The sequence below is a fragment of the Microbacterium sp. M genome, from assembly GCF_045181065.1.
GTDB lineage: Bacteria > Actinomycetota > Actinomycetes > Actinomycetales > Microbacteriaceae > Microbacterium.
On record NZ_CP173721.1, the window covers coordinates 2,318,375 to 2,337,230 of the forward strand.

An 18,856-nucleotide genomic window follows, 5' to 3' on the forward strand; every position below is an offset into this window, starting at 1 on the left:
TTACTCCTCTTCCCCCTCGGATGCCTCGTCCGAGGCTCCGGTTCCGGGGAGGTTCGACAGGCGGTCGTAAGCATCGGCGATGTCGCCGGTGTTGCCCTTCTCGCGCAGTTCCTCGACATAGGCGTCGTACTCGTCCTGCTCGACGACCTCGACGTTGAACAGCATCATCGAGTGGTACTCGCCGCAGAGCTCGGCGCACTTGCCCTCGTACTCGCCGACACGCGTCGGGATGAAGGACCAGGTGTTGTCCTTCCCGATGTACATGTCCTTCTTGTAGAGGAAGTCGATGATCCAGAAGGAGTGGATGACGTCGCGCGACTGGAGGTGGATGGTGACCTCCTGGTCGACCGGGAGGACCAGCGTCGGAAGCTGCTCCTGGTCGATGTTGCCGTCCTTGTCCGGCTGCGCCTGGATTCCCATGGTCCACACCGCGTCGGACAGATCGTCGTCCTCGCCGGCGTACATGAAGTCCCAGGACCACTGCTTGCCGATCGCGGTGATCTCGACGTCGGGGTCGTCCCACTGCGTCTCGATCGCCGTCTGGTCGCGCGCGGTGAAGAAGAACATGCCCATCACCAGCAGCAGCGGCACGATCGTGTAGAAGATCTCGATCGGCATGTTGTAGCGCATCTGCACCGGCAGGCCGGTCTGGCCCTTGCGACGGCGGTACGCGATCGCGGCCCAGGCCATGAGGCCCCAGGTGATGACACCGACGACCAGCAGGACGATCCAGGAGTTCACCCACAGACCGGAGACTCGCTCGGTCTGGTTGGTCGCGGCCGTACCGTCCTCGACGAAGCCAGGAAGGAAGCCGTTCAGCTCGGTGGGAGAACATCCCGCCAGGGCCACGGCTGCCGCGATTCCCAGAGGAATGGCGGCCCAACGAAGGCGGCGTTTCGAGGGCACGATGCACCTTTCAGATCGCGGACAGGGCCTACCCAGTCTAGGGCAACCTCACACCTGATTCACGCCAACCACGCAGGTTGACGTGCGCGCCAGGGTCAGTGGAAGCTGTCGCCGCAGGCGCAGCTGCCCGCTGCATTCGGGTTGTCGATCGTGAAGCCCTGCTCCGCGATGGTGTCCTTGAAATCGATCGATGCGCCGTCCAGGTACGGGACGCTCATGTTGTCGACGATGACCTCGACGCCGTCGAAGTCGACGGTCTCGTCGCCGTCCAGCTGCCGCTCGTCGAAGTACAACTGGTAGATCAGGCCGGAGCAGCCGCCGGGCTGCACGGCGACGCGCAGGCGGAGGTCATCCCGGCCTTCCTGCTCGAGAAGGCTCTTGACCTTGAGCGCCGCAGCGTCGGTCAACTTCACCCCGTGTGCGGTGGCGGTCTCGGTGGTCAGTGTGGTGTCGGTCATCTCACTCCTCAGGACGGGCCGCGAGCGGCACGGCGTTGTTCAAGATTCTACCGCCGGGGATCCCGGCCGGGCGTGTCAGCGCGTGATCCGGTTCATGCGCGTCAGCATCAGCGCCTCGGTGCGAACGGCGTGGCGGAACGTATCCAGGTGCAGCGACTCGTTCGGACTGTGCGCCCGAGCGTGCGGATCCTCAACACCGGTGACCAGGATCTGCGCCTCAGGGAACTCGCGGACGAGGTCGGCGATGAACGGGATGGAGCCGCCGACGCCGAGATCCACGGGCGCCGCACCGTACCCGTCCGCCATCGCCTGGCGCGTGAGAGCGACGGCCCAGCCGCTGGTGTCGACGAGGAACCCGTCGCCGAGATCGACGTCCGAGAACGTCAGTTCGGCGCCGAACGGCGCATGGGCACGCAGGTGGCGCTCGAGCGCGGCGTAGGCGTCCGCTCCGCTCTGCCCCGGTGCGACGCGTGCGCTGATGACGACGGTCACCTCCGGCGAGAGGGTGTTGGATGCCGAGGCGACGCTCGTGGCGTCCACGCCGATGACCGTGACGGCCGGCTTGTTCCAGATCCGGCTGAGGATGCTGTCGCGACCGATCGGCGACACGCCGTCCGGCAGACCGGCCTCGTCCCGCAGCGTCTCCTCGGAGTACTCGGGCGTGGCGGCGTCCCGCTGGTCGAGTCCGTCGACCGCGACGGCGCCATCGGCATCCCACAGGGAGTTCAGGAGCTTGATCGTCGCCATCATCGCGTCGGGGACCGCACCGCCGTACATGCCCGAGTGCGAGGCGTGCTCGAGGGTGCGCACCGTGAGCGTGAACCGGGCGTTGCCGCGCAGCGACACCGTGAGACCCGGGGTGTCCGCGTCCCAGTTGCCCGAGTCCGCGACCACGATCGCGTCGGCGCGGAGCGCGTCCGAGTTGTCGCTGAGGAACTGTGCGAAGGAGCGGGAGCCGTATTCCTCCTCCCCCTCGATGAACAGCGCGACGCCGAGGTCGAGGTCGTCGCCGACGGCATCCGCCACCGCGCGCAGCGAGGCGATGTGCGCCATGACCCCGGCCTTGTCGTCGGCGGCGCCCCGGCCGTACAGGCGGCCGTCGCGCACCGTCGGCTCGAAGGGAGGCGTCTCCCACAGCGCGTCGTCCCCAGGGGGCTGCACGTCGTGGTGAGCGTAGAGCAGGATCGTGGGACGGCCGTTGCGCGCGGCCCTCGTCGCGAGAACGGCCGGCTGACCGAACTCGTCCGTTTCGGGGATCGCCGCGCGTAGCACCCGCACGTCGTCGAAAATGCCGGTGTCCCGTGCGAGCTCCGCGATGGCGTCGGCGCTGCGCTCCAGCTGCGTCTGGTCGAAGGACGGCCAGGCGATGCCGGGGATGCGGACGAGGCCACCGAGATCGCCGAGTGTGCGCGGCAGGCCAGTCGCAACGGATTCGAGCACCGCCTCTTCGACGGCGAGGTCTTCGGAGGTCTGCGAATCGGAAGAGGTCATGCGGGTAATCTTAAGGGTGAACCCCTTCACGTGATCGAGGAGCCCTGTGGCCAATCCCACCCCTGAGACGAACGACGACGCTGCGCAGACGCCCGCCGCCGGCAAGGGGCGCGCGACTCCGACGCGCGCCGAGCAGGAAGCGGCGCGCCGTCGCCCGTTGGTGGCGAACACCAAGGAGGCGAAGGCCGCGGCCAAGGCGCAGCTGAACGAGCAGCGCGAGAAGGCGCGCGTCGGGATGGCCAACGGCGACGACAAGTACCTTCCGCCGCGCGACAAGGGTCCGCAGCGTCGCTGGGTCCGCGACTACGTGGATGCCGGCTGGCACCTGTCCGAATGGATCATGGCGCTCATGCTGGTCGTGATCCTCGTGTCGCTCGTGCCCAACGCGGTCATCTCGTTCTACGCGTTCGTCGGACTCTGGGCCTACCTGATCATCTCGATCCTCGACATGGTTCTGCTCGCCAACCGCGTGAAGCGCAAGGCCGCCGCGAAGTTCGGCAAGGACAAGCTCGAGAAGGGCCTGGGCTGGTACGCCGCCATGCGCGCGCTGCAGATGCGCTTCATGCGCCTGCCGAAGCCGCAGGTCAAGCGTCGCCAGTACCCGGACTGACACGCGGCGCCTGCGCTCGGCATCCGCTTCGGCGAGGGCCTCAGCGAGCGGAGCGCAGGCCGCGGTTGATCTGGCGACCCCAGAACGGGCCGCGGTAGAGGAACCCCGTGTAGCCCTGCACCAGGGTGGCTCCGGCATCCAACTTCTCGCGCACGTCTTCGGCCGTCTCGACGCCGCCGACGGCGATCACGCAGAAGTCGTCCGGCACCGCGGAACGAACGACTTTGAGGACCTGCATCGAGCGCTCCCGCAGCGGAGCGCCCGAGAGTCCTCCTGCGCCGGCCGCCTCGACCGTAGCCGCGTCGGTCTTCAGCCGGTCGCGGCTGATCGTGGTGTTGTGCGCGATGATTCCCGCGAGCCCCTCTGCGACGGCGAGCTGCGCGATGGCCGCGATCTCGTCGTCCGGCAGGTCGGGGGCGATCTTCACGAGCAGGGGCGTGCTGCCCGCGGCATCCTTCACGGCCCGCAGCAGCGGAGCGAGCGTCTCGACGGCCTGCAATCCCCGCAGACCCGGTGTGTTCGGCGAGGAGACGTTGACGGCGAGATAATCCGCGAGCGGCGCGAGCTTCGTCGCACTGGCGACGTAGTCCGCTGTCGCGTTCTCGACCTCGACGACCCGGCTCTTGCCGATGTTGACGCCGATGATGGTGGCGGGCTTGCGTCGGCGCAGCTTCGCGAGGCGCTTGGCCGCGGCATCCGCTCCGGCGTTGTTGAAGCCCATCCGGTTGATGAGCGCGCGATCGGGGATCAGACGGAACAGGCGAGGCTTGGGATTGCCGTCCTGCGGGATCGCCGTGATCGTGCCGACCTCGACGTGTCCGAAGCCGAGCGCCGCGAGACCGCGCACGCCGACGGCGTTCTTGTCGAAGCCTGCGGCGATGCCGAACGGCGAGGGGAACACCAGGCCGAGGGCGTGCACGTGCTGCTCCAGCGGCGGCGCGGTCAGCGCGCGGGTCGCCCATGAGAACGGCGGAACGCCGAGCACGCGGATCACCGCCATGCCGGCATGGTGGGCGAACTCGGAATCAAGGCGCGACAGGACGACGCGGAAGAGCAGCGGATACATCCCTGCCAGATTACCGGTCGTCGGCGGCCTTTCCTGCGCGTGCGTGGTCCTCACGCAGGTCGCTGATGGCGCTTTCGAAGTCCTCGAGGGAATCGAACGCCTGATACACGCTGGCGAATCGCAGGTACGCGACCTCATCGAGATCGCGCAGCGGCCCGAGAATCGCGAGCCCGATCTCGTTCGCATCCAATTGGGAGACGCCGGTCGCGCGCACGTTCTCCTCCACACGCTGGGCGAGTACGGCGAGATCGGAGTCCGTCACCGGGCGCCCCTGGCACGCCTTGCGCACGCCCGAGATCACCTTCTCGCGGCTGAACGGCTCCATGACGCCGCTTCTCTTGATGACGTTCAGGCTGGCGGTCTCCGTCGTGGAGAACCGGCCGCCGCACTCGGGACACTGCCTGCGCCGACGGATCGACAGACCGTCGTCGCTGGTGCGCGAGTCGATGACGCGGGAATCCGGGTGCCGGCAGAACGGACAGTGCATTTGACTCAGCGTACTCGGTCAGTCGCCGACCGGTTCGGAGGCGAACCGCGCCTCCACCGCCTCGCCGTGAGCGGGGAGGATCTCGGTGTTCGCCAGCGCGACGACTCCAGCACGCACTCCGGCCAGCGCCGCGTGGTCGTAGCGGATCACCTGCTGCGGGCGCAGGAACGTGTAGGCGCCGAGACCAGGCGCGTAGCGCGCCTGGCCGCCGGTGGGCAGCACGTGGTTGCTTCCGGCCATGTAGTCCCCCAGGCTCACCGGGGTCTGGTCGCCGACGAAGATCGCACCGGCACTGGTGAACTCGGATGCCGCGGCATCCGCGTCCTCCAGGTGCAGCTCGAGGTGCTCCGGGGCGTACGCGTTGCTGAACTCCACGGCCATCGCCCTGTCGTCCACGAGCACGATCGCGGACTGCTCCCCCGCCAGCGCTGCGGCGACCCGGTCTGCGTGACGCGTCGACACCGCCTGCGTCGCGACTTCTGCCGCCACGCGCGCGGCGAGATCCGGCGAGTCGGTCACGAGCACGGCAGAGGCCTGTTCGTCGTGCTCGGCCTGGCTGATGAGGTCGGCAGCGATGAGGCGTGCGTCGGCCGCGGCATCCGCGACGATGAGGATCTCGGTCGCACCGGCCTCCGAGTCGGTGCCGACGACACCCGCGACCGCGCGTTTGGCGGAGGCGACGTAATTGTTGCCCGGGCCGGAGAGGACGTCGACGGGGTCGAGGCCGAACTCGTCGACACCGTGCGCGAACGCGCCGATCGCGCCGGCTCCGCCGATGGCGTAGACCTCGTCGACGCCCAGCAGACCGGCGGCCGCGAGGATCGTCGGGTGGACGCGGCCGTCCTGATCGGACTGCGGCGGCGAGGCGAGTGCGATCTTTTCCACGCCAGCGACCTGAGCGGGGACGACATTCATGATCACGCTGGACGGATAGACGGCCTTGCCGCCCGGGATGTACACCCCGACGCGTCGGACCGGCTGCCACCGCTGCACGATGCGAGCCCCCGGGCCGATGTCCGTGGTCTGTTCGGCCGGCACCTGAGCGGCCGAGGCCCGCCGCACGCGTCGGATGGCCTCCTCCAGCGCTGCGCGGATGTCAGGGGCGAGTGCCGTCACCGCCGCGGCGATGTGCTCGGAGGGGACACGGATAGCGTGCCCGGTGACCCCATCGAAGCGCTCGGCCTGCTCACGCAGCGCCGCTTCGCCCCTCGTGCGCACGTCCTCGACGATGCGTGTGGCGGTGTCCAGCGCCTCGGCACGTGCCTGTGCGGCGCGCGGCACGGCCGCGAGCATGTCGGATGCCGAGAGCTCGCGCCCTCGGAGGTCGATGGTGCGCATGTCAGCCCTTCGTGATGTCGTCGATGTCGTGCAGATAGCCGATGCGGCCATCATCATGTCGCACGACGAACGCACCACCGCGGTCTTCGATCACGAGCGCCCACGCGTCGGGGCCGATGCGGAACAACGGTTCTCCGCGCTCGTCCACCACATCGCGTTCGCTGGGCGCCAGCGCCCAGAACGGCTGCGCGACCGGAGCGAAACGCGGGTTGGTCGCATCGACGTCGAACGCCGCTTCGGCGACGACCTCACCGTCGACGACCTCGACGACTTCGACCTCGATGATCTCTGGCTCCACGGCCTCAGGCTCTGCGAGATCAGGCTCGATGATCTCGGGCTCGAGACCGAGTTCGCTGATGGGTTCGACATCGGCCTCGTCGTCATCCAGACGCCCGCCTTCGGCATCCTCGCCCCGCGAGCGACGCGCGTAGCCGGGCACGTATTCGTCATCCGTGAGCACGGATCCGGTGTCGCCGCCGGAGGCGTGGGCGGAGAGCGGAACCTGATCGGCCAGCCCGAGAGCGGCGATCTCGTCGGTGTTGTTCTCTCCGGAGAGCTCGGTGTCCAGCGTCGGGGCGGCCGCCGCGGCCGCGGCCGGCTTGGGCTCACGCGGACGCGCGATGACGGGGCGAACCGGATTGGCGTTGCGGTGGGCCAGCGTCTCCAGCCGGCCGATGAAGTCCTCGCGCAGTCCGGGGATCAGCGGCGCGAAGACGGTCAGGGCGACGAGGGCGAGCGAGGCGACCAGCCCGACCCAGGGAACCCAGGCGGCCGGGGCCATGCCGGTGGCCAGCCACGACCCGACGAGGGACCACAGAACCTGCGCCCACCAGATCGCGGCGACCGCGGACGCCACGGAGGCGAACTGGTCGATACCCAGCGAACCGACGCGACGGATGCCGTCGGGTGAGAACCGACGCAGCACGATCAGGAACACGGCAGCCGTCGGCAGACCGATGGGCAGCACCCAGGAGATCCCCTGACCCCAGACCGACGACGTGCCGGCGGCGAGTGGGAAGAACGACACGACGAACGCGATCAGCCACACGCCGACGAGGATCAGTTCGCGCAGAGTGAATCCGAGGACGCCGTATTCCGGGGTGACCTGGTCCTCGTAGAGGACGGAGCCGTCCTCCAGCGTGAACGCGTCATCGGTGGCGGGCGTCGCGGACTCGGGTGCGTCCTCGAACGGGTGCTGGGTACTCATCCTGTTCCTTTCGTCACGGGGCGCGGCCATGCCGGCCGACTCCCCTAACGCGTCCCGATATTACCTGTGAGGGCTCGGGCACCCCTTATCGAAAGCACAACCGTCATGACTTTCTCATGAAGCCGTCACCCGATGCACGCCGGGCCGAGCAGCGACTTCAGATCTCCGAACAGGTCGGCGGACACCGTCACCGGCATGGGAACTTCGAAGACCTTGGCCGTCCGTCCGCGATGCACCCGGAGCAGCACTTCGGTGTCCCCGTTGTGACGACGGAGCACGTCGGCGAGGTCGTTCATGACGCGCTCGGTGGCGCGCTGCTCCGCCACCACGAGTGAGAGTGGACCAGCCGCATCGAACGAGCCGACGTCCGGGGCGAACGCGGACTGCGCATGCAGGTTGAGTCCGTCGTCGCGGCGGGAGACGCGGCCGCGCACGGCGAGGATCGCATCCTGCTGAAGCACGTGCTGGAATTCCGTGTAGGTCTTGCCCATGAACATCACGGTGACCTCGCCGTTGAAGTCCTCGACCGTGATCATGCCGTACGGATTGCCGCTGGCCTTGGCGACGCGGTGCTGCACGCTGGTGACGAGCCCCGCGACGGTCACCTGGTCGCCATCCTGCAGGTCCTCCGACGCGAGCAGATTGTGGATCGAGATGGACGCGTGCTTGGCCAGGGGGACTTCGAGTCCGGCGAGCGGGTGATCGGACACGTACAGCCCCAGCATCTCGCGCTCGAAGGCCAGCTTGTCCTTCTTGGTCCACTCCGGGCGCTCGGGAACCTTGGCCGGCGCCGCCTCCTCCATGTCGTCGTAGAGGCTGTCGAAGTCGAATCCGATGGCCCCTTGGGCCTCGTTGCGCTTGCGATCCACGGCGGCCTCGACGGCATCCTCGTGGATCTCCATCAGCGCGCGACGGCTGTCACCCATCGAGTCGAACGCACCGGCTTTGATGAGCGACTCGACGGTCCGCTTGTTGGCGACGTGCAGAGGGACCTTGTGCAGGAAGTCGTGGAAGGTGGAGAAGGTCTCCTTCTTGCGCGCCTGGACGATGCCGTCGACGACGTTGCTGCCGACGTTGCGCACAGCCCCGAGGCCGAAGCGGATGTCCTCGCCGACGGCGGCGAAGAAGTTGATCGACTCCCCCACATCCGGCGGCAGCACACGGATGCCCATGCGGCGGCACTCGTTCAGGTACAGCGCCATCTTGTCCTTGGAGTCGCCGACGCTCGTCAGCAGCGCCGCCATGTACTCGGCGGGATAGTGCGCCTTGAGATATGCGGTCCAGTACGACACGAGTCCGTAGGCCGCGGAGTGGGCTTTGTTGAACGCGTAATCCGAGAACGGGAGCAGGATGTCCCACAGCGCCTTGATCGCAGCCTCGCCGAAGCCGCGCTCCTTCATGCCGCCGGAGAAGCCCTCGTACTGCTTGTCCAGTTCGGACTTCTTCTTCTTGCCCATCGCGCGGCGGAGGATGTCCGCCTGGCCGAGGCTGAAGCCGGCGACCTTCTGTGCGATGGCCATGACCTGCTCCTGATAGATGATCAGGCCGTACGACTCCTGCAGGATCTCGGCGAGCGGCTCCTCGAGCTCGGGGTGGATCGGCGTGATCGGCTGCTGGCCGTTCTTGCGCAGGGCATAGTTCGTGTGCGAGTTCGCACCCATCGGACCTGGTCGGTACAACGCGATGAGGGCCGAGATGTCACCGAAGTTGTCGGGTTTCATCAGACGCATGAGTGAGCGCAGCGGCGGGCTGTCGAGCTGGAACACGCCGAGCGTATCGCCCTTGCCGAGCAGGTCGTACACCCCGCGGTCTTCGAGGGCGAGGTGCTCGAGGTCGAGTTCCTCTCCCCTGTTGAGGCGGATGTTGTCCAACGCATCCGAGATGATCGTGAGGTTGCGAAGCCCCAGGAAGTCCATCTTGATGAGGCCGAGCGTCTCGCACGACGGATAGTCGAACTGCGTGACGATCTGCCCGTCCTGCTCGCGGCGCATGATCGGGATGATGTCGAGCAGCGGCTCGGACGACATGATGACGCCGGCTGCGTGCACGCCCCACTGGCGCTTCAGACCCTCGAGGCCGAGTGCGCGGTCGAAGACGGTCTTCGCCTCGGGGTCGGTCTCGATGAGCGCGCGGAATTCGCTGGCTTCCTTGTAGCGAGGGTGCGCGGAGTCGAACATGCCGTCCAGGGGCATGTCCTTGCCCATCACGGGAGGCGGCATGGCCTTCGTGAGGCGCTCGCCCATGCTGAACGGGAAACCCAGCACGCGTCCGGCATCCTTGAGGGCCTGCTTGGACTTGATGGTGCCGTACGTGACGATCTGGGCGACGCGCTCCGAACCGTACTTCTCGGTCACGTACTCGATGACCTCGCCGCGGCGACGGTCATCGAAGTCGACGTCGAAGTCGGGCATCGAGACACGGTCGGGGTTCAGGAAGCGCTCGAAGATCAGGCCGTGCTCGAGCGGATCGAGATCGGTGATCTTCATCGCGTACGCGACCATGGACCCCGCACCGGAACCACGTCCCGGCCCGACGCGGATGCCGTTGTCCTTGGCCCAGTTGATGAAGTCGGCGACGACGAGGAAGTAGCCGGGGAATCCCATCTGCAGGATGATGCCGGTCTCGTACTCGGCCTGTTTGCGCACCTTGTCGGGGATGCCGTTCGGGTAGCGGTAGTGCAGCCCGTTCTCGACCTCCTTGATGAGCCAGCTGTCCTCCGTCTCGCCGTCCGGGACCGGGAAGCGCGGCATGTAGTTCGCCGAGGTGTTGAACTCGACTTCGCAGCGCTCGGCGATCAGCAGCGTGTTGTCGCACGCCTCGGGGTGATCGCGGAACAGCTGGCGCATCTCGGCTGCGGTCTTGATGTAGTAGCCGTCGCCGTCGAACTTGAACCGGTTCGGGTCATCGAGCGTCGAGCCCGACTGGACGCACAGCAGCGCCGCGTGCGCGTCGGCCTCGTGCTGGTGCGTGTAGTGCGAGTCGTTCGTCGCCACCAGCGGGATGCCGAGATCCTTCGACAGGCGCAGCAGGTCGGTCATGACACGACGCTCGATCGAGAGGCCGTGATCCATGATCTCGGCGAAGTAGTTCTCCTTGCCGAAGATGTCCTGGAATTCGGCTGCGGCGGCGCGTGCCGCGTCATACTGGCCGAGGCGCAGACGCGTCTGGATCTCGCCCGACGGACAGCCTGTCGTCGCGATCAGTCCCTTGCCGTAGGTCTGCAGCAGTTCGCGGTCCATGCGGGGCTTGAAGTAGTAGCCCTCCATGCTCGATCGGGAGCTCAACCGGAACAGATTGTGCATGCCCTCGGTGCTCTGGCTCCACATCGTCATGTGGGTGTACGCGCCGGAGCCGGAGACGTCGTCGCTCTTCTGGTCCGGGGATCCCCACTGGACGCGCGACTTGTCACTGCGATGCGTACCCGGCGTGACATAGGCCTCGAGACCGATGATCGGTTTGACGCCGGCATTCTGGGCCGCGCGGTAGAACTCGAACGCCGCGAAGGTGTTGCCGTGGTCGGTGACGGCGATGGCCGGCATGCCGTAATCCGCGGCAGCCTGGGTCATCGCGCCGATCTTCGCAGCACCATCCAGCATCGAGTACTCGCTGTGGACGTGAAGGTGCACGAAGGAGTCGGATGCCATGGTTCGAGTCTACGAGCTGACCCCGACATCGGGATCCGATGCCGGGGCCGAATGACGGTCTACGGGATGGGAACGGAGGCCGGGATCTCGTCGACGACAGTCACGTGAATCCGGCTGGACCAGCGGTCATCGTCGAGATTGCCGTGGCCGACGATCAATCCCTTCGAGGTGTCGACGTCGACGGTCTCCATCCAGTCGCTCTCGCCCCCTTCGGGGAAGGCGATCGTGGTGATGTCGCCCTCGACGCGCTCGACGTGGGCCCCGGGCACGAGTGCCAGCGCTTGGAACATCACCGCGCGGAGGTCGGCCGGAGCGAGGTTGAATCCGATGGGGTCGCCGAGCCTCGGCGGCGGGCAGTCCGACAGGTACTCGTAGGACGAGTCCTCGAGCCAGTCGACGAGCGCCCCCGGGTCACGCGGCATCTCGTCGTAGTAGCACGCCAGCGGGTTGCGTGAGAACGTGTGGACGTCCTCCGATTCGACGCCCTCCGCTCCGACGCCGGTCACGCTGTACATCCCCCCGGGGTAGACCTCCACCCGAACTTGGAACTCGAGCTGATCGAGCCCATCCTCGGCCACGGCCGCGTCAGGCCCATCGATCTCCAGAAGCTCCGTGGATTCGCCGTAGTCCTGCACCCAGTCCCCCGAGCGATCCGCCGGGACGTACATCGATCGCGCCTGACGAACCACGGCCGTGGTCACCGAGTCGTTGCTGTCCCAGTACCCTCCGTCGGGGCTCGACTCATCCACCCGCCAGCCGAGTCGCTGCGTCGACACCTCCTGGATCCGGATGTACTGCCCGGGCCGGGGATCCAGAACGGCGGCGGTCAGAGTCGCCTCAGCCGCCTGGTTCAACACCTCGGCCGCGGATGCAGTCGGTGCCTCGACCGGCGCCAACACCGACCCGACGACGATCGCGGTCACCGCGGTACCGGCGACCAGTCCTCCGATGCCGATTCCCGCCCATGCGCGCCGTCGCCGCCGCGCACGCTCCGGCCGCGCGCTGCGCGCAACTTCACGTGCGAGCGCCTGGCGAGCCACACGGACGTTCTCCTCGGTGATTCGGGCCTCGTCGGCCCCGATCTCACGAATTCGTTCCGAAAGCAGCATCGGTCTCCTCCTTCACCATCCAGGTCAGCCGGGTCGCGGAATGCGAACCTGGCGGTGCGAGCTTGCGACGGACGCGGTTCAACCGGGACCGTACAGTCCCCACCGGCACGCGCAGCGCCTCGGCGATCTGCTCGTAGGTCAGATCCGCCCAGGCGTAAAGCAGCAGCGTGTCGCGGTCCTTCGCCGACAGAGCAGCTATCCGCGGCGCCAGCGCTGTCAGCGCGGCATTCGCATCCATCCGGGCATCGGATGCCGCGTGCGGCAGTTCTGCGGCCACGGCATCCGCACCGGCCGACGCCTCGAACGAACGCCATTGCCTGGCCTCGGCCGTACGGTGACTCTTCACCACGCGGGTCGCGATCCCCAGCAGCCACGGCCTCGCCGACTCCCACGCCGAATCGAACGCTGCCCGGCGCTTGAACGCGACGAGGAAAGTCTCGCTCAGGACATCGTCGACGGCATCCGCCCCGATCCGTCGCCGGATGTAACCGCCGACGGGTCGGACGTGCCGCTCGAAGATCTCGGAGAAGACTCCTGGTTCGTCGAGCGACCGCTGGATGATCTCGCTGTCTGTGCTCACACTGGGTATTGCTCGCCCATGGCGATTCGGTTCACGAATTCTTCGAATCGGTCAGATCCAGCCGCATCAGCACCCGCGGGAAGCCGTCGAGCACGGAGCCCGTCTCCGCCGCCATCTCGAACCCGGCGCTCTCGAAGAGCGCCCGCGTTCCCACGTACGCCATCGTGAGATTCACCTTCGCCCCGTCATTGTCGACGGGATATCCCTCGATCGCCGGCGCACCGCGCTCGCGCGCATATGCGACGGCACCCTCGATCAGCGCGTGCGAGACACCCTGCTTGCGGTACCCGGGTCGCACACGGAAGCACCACAGCGACCAGACGTCGATTTCGTCCACATGTGGGATCAGTCGGTTGCGCGCGAAGCTCGTGTCCCGCCGAGGATGCAGTGCAGCCCACCCGACGGGCTCGCCGTCGAGGTACGCGATCACGCCGGGCGGCGGGTCGTACTCGCACAGCTCCCGTACACGTTTCGCCCGCGCCTCGCCCTTCAGCGCGACATTCTCCTTGTTGCCGATCCGGTAGCTCAGGCAGAAGCACACGTTCGATGTCGGCTTCTTCGGCCCCACCAGCGTGACGACGTCATCGAAGACGGTCGCGGGGCGCACGTCGATGCTCATGCCCACAGTGTGCCGGATGCCGCCGACATCCGGTCTCTATGTTGCATCGAGCCCGGGATCAGGAAACCCGATCAGGACGTTCGCCCCGGATCAGGAGAAATCGGCGCATCCAACCGGATCTCCGCAGAAGCGCCTGATCTCGGATGCCGCGGGACCGCGGCGTCAGTCGCCGCGCAGCATCTCCAGCGCCCCGGCCAGGTCCGCCGGATACGGCGACTCGAACTCGACCCAGTCCCCCGTTCCGGGGTGCGCGAACGCCAGCCTGTGGGCGTGCAACCACTGTCTCGTCAAGCACAGCCGCGCGGCCGTCGTCGGGTCGGCTCCGTAGAGGGGATCGCCGACGCAGGGATGCCGGTGCGCAGCCATGTGCACACGGATCTGGTGAGTCCGCCCCGTCTCGAGGTGGATCTCCAGGAGTGATGCACCGGGGAACGCCTCGAGCGTCTCGTAGTGCGTCACTGAGTCCTTGCCGTCCGGTGTGACGGCGAACTTCCAGGAGTGGTTCGGATGACGTCCGATCGGTGCCTCGATCGTCCCCACCAGCGGATCAGGATGCCCCTGCACGACGGCGTGGTAGATCTTCTCGACCGTGCGCTCCTTGAAGGCGCGCTTGAGCAGCGTGTACGCGTGCTCGGTCTTGGCGACGACCATGAGCCCGCTCGTTCCCACGTCCAGACGGTGCACGATTCCTGCGCGCTCGGCGGCACCGCTCGTCGCGATGCGGAACCCTGCGCCCGCCAGCGCTCCGAGGACCGTCGGCCCGTCCCATCCCAACGAAGGGTGCGCCGCGACGCCGGTCGGCTTGTCGACGACGACGATGTCGTCGTCGTCGTGGATGATGCCGAGGTCGGGGACATCGACCGGGATGATGCGAGGCTCCTCCTTCGGACGCCACTGGACGCTCAGCCATCCACCGGCGCGCAGCCTGTCGGATTTGCCCAGTGTCACGCCGTCGACGCTGACGCCGCCTGCTTCGGCGACCTCCGCCGCGAACGTCCGGGAGAAGCCGAGCATCTTCGCCAGCGCGGCGTCGACTCTCGTTCCGTCGAGTCCGTCCGGGATCGGCAGGTGCCTGGTCTCCACGATCAGGATGCCGCGCCGGAGGATGCCGGACGGGGCGCCTCGTCGTCGTGAGTCGACGCGGGTTCGGCGGTCGGATCGACACCACCAGTCTCGGTGTCGATCGCTTCGGCATCCGTCGACAGCTCGAACTCCGCAGCCGCCTGCTTCTCGGCCTCGATGTGGTCGCGCTCGCGGGTGCCGTCGAAACGCAGCCCGAACACGACGAGCAGCGCCACCGAGATCATTCCGGTGACGATGAAGATGTCGGCGACGTTGAAGATCGCGGGCATCATCCAGGGCATCGAGATCATGTCGACGACCTCGCCCCTGGCGAAGCCCGGCTCGCGGAAGAACCTGTCGCCCAGGTTTCCGAGCACGCCGCCGAGCAGGCACCCGAGGACGACGGCCCACAGACGCGAATGCACGCCGAACGCCTTCCAGATGATCACCGCACCGACCACGGTCAGAGCGATCGTGAAGATCCAGGTGTGATCCGAGCCGATCGAGAACGCCGCACCGGGGTTGCGCACGTAGAGCAGCTGAAGGAACTCCCCCCACACCGGAACCGGCTCCCCATAGGGCAGATTCTGGACCGTGAGGTACTTCACGAACTGATCGGCGGCCAGCACGATGATCGCGAGAATCGCGACGATCGCGCCGGCCGCCGACCGACGAAGGGGACGACGTCCTGACAAGAGGATGCCTTAGAGACCGATGGCGGAGACCGGCGTCGAGTCCGTCGACGCCGACTTCTCATCGAGGTCGCGCAGCTGGCCCTCGATGTACCCGCGCAACTGAGCACGGTAATCGCGCTCGAACGTGCGCAGTTCGGTGATGCGAGCCTCGAGCGTGTTGCGCTCGCGCTCGAGACGAGCGGATTCCTCACGCTGCTTGGCCGCGGCCTCGCTGCGGATCTTCTCGACCTCGGTCTCGGCCTCTGCGATGAGCTGAGCGCGCTTGGTCTCACCCTCGGCGACGTGCTCGTCGTGCAGGCGCTGGGCCAGCTCGATGATGCCGGCAGTCGTCGTCGTCGCGACAGGGGCAGCGGCGGCAGGCGCCTCGACCGGCGCCGGTGCTGCGGCGACAGGAGCCGGAACCTCGGAGACGACGGCGGCCTCGGGGGCCTTCTTCTCGCCGGACTCGTAGGCGGCGAGCTTGGCCTTCAGCTCTGCGTTCTCCTCGAGGGCCTTGCGCCACTCGACGACGATCTCGTCGAGGAAGTCATCCACCTCGTCGGGGTCGAAGCCGTCCTTGAAGCGGACGTGCTGAAACTGCTTGGTGACGACGTCATCCGGGGTCAGTGCCATGGGTAGGCTCCTCTTTCGATGAGTTTGTGGATCTGGGCGCGGACCCTGGGGGCGCACCTGGGAGCCAAGCATAGTCCCCGGATCTGATCGCCGCGACGGCGGACGCTCAGTCCGGGGCACCTGCGCTCAGCTCGCGGCGCCGCCGATGGCGCGCACGATGGCCATCAGGATCAGCACGACGAACATCGTCAGCGCGAACCCGAAGTCCAGCGACAGGCCACCGATCCGCAACGGCGGGATGATCCGGCGGAAGAAACGGATCGGCGGATCCGTGACGGTGTAGACCGCCTCGGCGACGACCAGGCCGAAGCCCTTCGGACGCCATTCCCGGTTGAAAAGCGGGATGTAGTCGAGGATCAGCCGTGCGAAGAGCACGAAGATGTAGATCAGCAGCACCAGGTGAACGATGCCTGCGATGACTGAGACCAGCGAACCCACGGGGCTATGCGTGGTCGAAAGCCGCGGACTCGACGTCCGCGTGTGCGATGCCCCCATGGCCCGACACCGCGATGTTCTCCGGCGAAAGCAGGAACACCTTGGAGGTGACCCGCTCGATCCGGCCGTAGAGGCCGAGGGAGAGACCGCTCGCGAAGTCGATGAGGCGACGGGCCTCGGCATCCGACATCTGCGACAGGTTGATGATCACGGGAATGCCTTCGCGGAAGCTCTCCGCGATCAACTGCGCGTCACGGTACTGCTTGGGGTGCACGGTGAGGATCTCGTTCACCGCGCCTGCAGCCGGCTGACGCACGGCCACCGGACGACGCAGCGGGGTCACCGGTGCGGGTGCCTGCTCCTCGACCTCACGGTCGCGCTCGCGGTGTGCACGAGCAGGGGCCTGAGACGGCTGCTCCTCGTAGACCTCTTCCTCATCGGCGAGGCCGAGATACACCATGGTCTTCTTCAGCGGGTTTCCCATCGTGTCCTCCGGAAACTATCGGGGCTGGTCTGGTTCGAGGTTATCCCCGCACAGGGCGAGGACCGGTGATTGCGGAGCCGATCCGCAGGTGTGTCGCGCCGGCTTCGATCGCCTGGGCGAAATCGGCGGTCATACCGGCCGAGATCCAGGACGCATCCGGATGCTGCGCTCGCACGGCATCCGCAACCGACCGCAGCCGGGCGAAGGCCGACGCGGGCTCCTCCTCCAGCGGCGCGACGGCCATGACGCCGCGCAGTCGCAGGGACGGCAGTCCGGCGATGTGATCGGCGAGGCCGACAGCCCCCTCTGGCGGGACGCCGCCGCGGCCGGCATCCTGGGTGAGATTGATCTGCACGAGGACGTCGAGCACGGCGTCGGAATCCGCCGCCCGATGCAGCGCGTCGGCCAGACGGTCCCGGTCGACCGAGTGCACCGCGTCGGAGCTGCGGCGGATGGCTGCGGCCTTGTTCGTCTGCGCCTGGCCGATGAAGTGCCAGCGCACGGGAACACCCTCGAGCTCGCCCCGCTTCGCCGTGAGCTCCTGCTGGCGGTTCTCCCCGACGTCGGTCACGCCGAGCGCCGCGAGGTCTGCCACCAGGGATGCCGGGTGGAACTTCGTCACGACGATGCGCGTGAGCTCACCGGCATCCCGTCCGGCCAGACGCGCGGCGTCGGCGATCTGCTCATCGATCGCCGACAACCGTGCCGCCAGCGTCATCGTACGGATGCCTCGGAGTTCACTTGAGGAATTCGGGGATGTCGAGGTCGCTGTCGTCCGCGAAGGCGGGCTCGTAGCTGCTGGTCGCCGAGATCGGAGCGACGGGCTCGCGCTTCTCCTCGACCACCGGCACCTCGATGCTCTTCTCCTCGGCCACGGTCTGCTCGGGGAGCGGCTCGGGGCGCGAGAGGAACGTGGGGTCCAGTCGCAGCGACGGCTCGCCGCTGTCGAACCCGGCCGCGATCACGGTCACCCGCACCTCGTCGCCGAGCGTGTCGTCGATGACGGTACCGAAGATGATGTTGGCCTCGGGGTGAGCCGCTTCCTTGACCAGGTCCGCCGCATCGTGGATCTCGAAGATGCCGAGGTTGGAGCCGCCCTGGATCGAGAGCAGCACGCCGTGCGCGCCCTCGATGGATGCCTCCAGCAGCGGCGACTCCACCGCGAGTTCGGCGGCCTTGATCGCGCGGTCGGCGCCACGGGCCGAACCGATGCCCATGAGCGCGGACCCTGCACCCTGCATGACCGACTTGACGTCGGCGAAGTCGAGGTTGATGAGACCCGGCGTCGTGATGAGGTCCGTGATGCCCTGCACACCCGCGAGGAGCACCTGGTCAGCCGTGGCGAAGGCCTCGATCATCGAGATGCCGCGGTCGCTGATCTCCAGGAGGCGGTCGTTCGGCACCACGATGAGGGTGTCGACCTCTTCCTTCAGCTTGGTGACGCCCGCCTCCGCCTGGCTCTGACGGCGGCGGCCTTCGAACGAGAACGGCTTCGTGACGACACCGATGGTCAGGGCGCCGATCGACTTCGCGATCCTGGCGACGACGGGCGCGCCGCCGGTGCCGGTTCCGCCGCCCTCGCCAGCGGTGACGAAGACCATGTCGGCGCCGGTGAGCGCCTGCTCGATCTCTTCGGCGTGGTCCTCGGCCGCACGGCGGCCGACCTCGGGGTCAGCTCCGGCGCCGAGACCGCGGGTGAGCTCGCGCCCCACGTCGAGCTTGACGTCGGCGTCGCTCATCAGCAGCGCCTGTGCATCCGTGTTGACGGCGATGAACTCGACACCGCGCAGGCCGAGTTCGATCATGCGGTTGACGGCGTTGACACCGCCACCGCCGACGCCGACGACCTTGATCACGGCGAGGTAGTTCTGGTTCTGGCTCATGGCCGGCCTCCGATATGTCGAGCCTGAAAATCTGTTCTGCGAGTGTGTGAACCTTAAACCTCAACTAGAGGTGTAAAGTATTTCCCGGTATTGCGTTCTCTTGATCGAAGGTATGCGCCCTTCCGGCGTGCGCGCGCAACGACACGCGCGTGTCTCGCAATCGCATCCCT

At 67.3% G+C, this 18,856-nt stretch carries 19 protein-coding genes; 1 reads left to right on the top strand and 18 read right to left on the bottom strand.

The window, feature by feature from the left end:
• From coxB to ACI7YT_RS11290, 3 genes are all read right to left on the bottom strand, one after another.
• Window positions 1–906 carry a cytochrome c oxidase subunit II gene (coxB, locus tag ACI7YT_RS11280; RefSeq protein ID WP_406245622.1) on the bottom strand — a complete coding sequence of 302 codons (906 nt, stop codon included), beginning with the start codon at window positions 904–906 and terminating at the stop codon, window positions 1–3.
• A 95-nt stretch (window positions 907–1,001) separates the two neighbouring features.
• Window positions 1,002–1,364, bottom strand: coding sequence for an iron-sulfur cluster insertion protein ErpA (gene erpA, locus ACI7YT_RS11285; protein WP_406245623.1), 363 nt, complete (start codon window positions 1,362–1,364; stop codon window positions 1,002–1,004).
• 75 nt (window positions 1,365–1,439) lie between these two features.
• The gene (locus ACI7YT_RS11290; protein ID WP_406245624.1) at window positions 1,440–2,855 is read right to left on the bottom strand and encodes a dipeptidase; all 1,416 of its coding nucleotides are present in this window, start codon (window positions 2,853–2,855) and stop codon (window positions 1,440–1,442) included.
• Between the two features lie 46 nt (window positions 2,856–2,901).
• On the opposite strand from ACI7YT_RS11290, the gene ACI7YT_RS11295 reads away from it, so the two are divergent.
• The gene (locus ACI7YT_RS11295) at window positions 2,902–3,465 is read left to right on the top strand and encodes a DUF3043 domain-containing protein (RefSeq protein ID WP_406245625.1); all 564 of its coding nucleotides are present in this window, start codon (window positions 2,902–2,904) and stop codon (window positions 3,463–3,465) included.
• Between the two features lie 40 nt (window positions 3,466–3,505).
• Here ACI7YT_RS11295 and ACI7YT_RS11300 read toward each other — a convergent pair whose 3' ends face one another.
• The 15 genes from ACI7YT_RS11300 to ftsZ form a co-directional block, all read right to left on the bottom strand.
• A complete protein-coding gene (locus ACI7YT_RS11300) occupies window positions 3,506–4,531 on the bottom strand; it encodes a quinone-dependent dihydroorotate dehydrogenase (protein WP_406245626.1) in 1,026 nt (341 codons plus the stop codon).
• 10 nt (window positions 4,532–4,541) lie between these two features.
• Window positions 4,542–5,018, bottom strand: a complete 477-nt coding sequence (gene nrdR, locus ACI7YT_RS11305; RefSeq protein ID WP_406245627.1) for a transcriptional regulator NrdR — start codon at window positions 5,016–5,018, stop codon at window positions 4,542–4,544.
• An 18-nt stretch (window positions 5,019–5,036) separates the two neighbouring features.
• Window positions 5,037–6,356: a histidinol dehydrogenase gene (hisD, locus tag ACI7YT_RS11310; protein WP_406245628.1), complete on the bottom strand. Its 1,320-nt coding sequence runs from the start codon at window positions 6,354–6,356 to the stop codon at window positions 5,037–5,039.
• Between the two features lies 1 nt (window position 6,357).
• Window positions 6,358–7,563: a hypothetical protein gene (locus tag ACI7YT_RS11315; protein ID WP_406245629.1), complete on the bottom strand. Its 1,206-nt coding sequence runs from the start codon at window positions 7,561–7,563 to the stop codon at window positions 6,358–6,360.
• Window positions 7,564–7,688: 125 nt separating this feature from the next.
• Window positions 7,689–11,207: a DNA polymerase III subunit alpha gene (gene dnaE, locus ACI7YT_RS11320; protein ID WP_406245630.1), complete on the bottom strand. Its 3,519-nt coding sequence runs from the start codon at window positions 11,205–11,207 to the stop codon at window positions 7,689–7,691.
• Between the two features lie 59 nt (window positions 11,208–11,266).
• The gene (locus ACI7YT_RS11325) at window positions 11,267–12,316 is read right to left on the bottom strand and encodes a hypothetical protein (protein WP_406245631.1); all 1,050 of its coding nucleotides are present in this window, start codon (window positions 12,314–12,316) and stop codon (window positions 11,267–11,269) included.
• Window positions 12,291–12,896: an RNA polymerase sigma factor gene (locus ACI7YT_RS11330; RefSeq protein ID WP_406245632.1), complete on the bottom strand. Its 606-nt coding sequence runs from the start codon at window positions 12,894–12,896 to the stop codon at window positions 12,291–12,293. Before ACI7YT_RS11330 ends, ACI7YT_RS11325 begins: the two co-directional genes overlap by 26 nt.
• Before the next feature lie 31 nt (window positions 12,897–12,927).
• Window positions 12,928–13,515, bottom strand: coding sequence for a GNAT family N-acetyltransferase (locus ACI7YT_RS11335; protein WP_406245633.1), 588 nt, complete (start codon window positions 13,513–13,515; stop codon window positions 12,928–12,930).
• A gap of 162 nt (window positions 13,516–13,677) precedes the next feature.
• Window positions 13,678–14,598 carry an RluA family pseudouridine synthase gene (locus tag ACI7YT_RS11340; RefSeq protein ID WP_406245634.1) on the bottom strand — a complete coding sequence of 307 codons (921 nt, stop codon included), beginning with the start codon at window positions 14,596–14,598 and terminating at the stop codon, window positions 13,678–13,680.
• A 2-nt stretch (window positions 14,599–14,600) separates the two neighbouring features.
• On the bottom strand, window positions 14,601–15,272 hold the full coding sequence (gene lspA / locus ACI7YT_RS11345) for a signal peptidase II (protein ID WP_406245635.1): 672 nt from the start codon (window positions 15,270–15,272) through the stop codon (window positions 14,601–14,603).
• 9 nt (window positions 15,273–15,281) lie between these two features.
• A complete protein-coding gene (locus ACI7YT_RS11350; RefSeq protein WP_406245636.1) occupies window positions 15,282–15,884 on the bottom strand; it encodes a DivIVA domain-containing protein in 603 nt (200 codons plus the stop codon).
• A 126-nt stretch (window positions 15,885–16,010) separates the two neighbouring features.
• Window positions 16,011–16,322, bottom strand: coding sequence for a YggT family protein (locus ACI7YT_RS11355; protein WP_406245637.1), 312 nt, complete (start codon window positions 16,320–16,322; stop codon window positions 16,011–16,013).
• A 4-nt stretch (window positions 16,323–16,326) separates the two neighbouring features.
• The gene (locus ACI7YT_RS11360) at window positions 16,327–16,803 is read right to left on the bottom strand and encodes a cell division protein SepF (RefSeq protein WP_406245638.1); all 477 of its coding nucleotides are present in this window, start codon (window positions 16,801–16,803) and stop codon (window positions 16,327–16,329) included.
• A gap of 40 nt (window positions 16,804–16,843) precedes the next feature.
• Complete coding sequence (locus ACI7YT_RS11365; protein WP_406245639.1) at window positions 16,844–17,521, bottom strand: YggS family pyridoxal phosphate-dependent enzyme; 678 nt, start codon at window positions 17,519–17,521, stop codon at window positions 16,844–16,846.
• A 19-nt stretch (window positions 17,522–17,540) separates the two neighbouring features.
• Window positions 17,541–18,686 carry a cell division protein FtsZ gene (gene ftsZ, locus ACI7YT_RS11370; protein WP_406245640.1) on the bottom strand — a complete coding sequence of 382 codons (1,146 nt, stop codon included), beginning with the start codon at window positions 18,684–18,686 and terminating at the stop codon, window positions 17,541–17,543.
• Window positions 18,687–18,856: the final 170 nt, after the last annotated feature.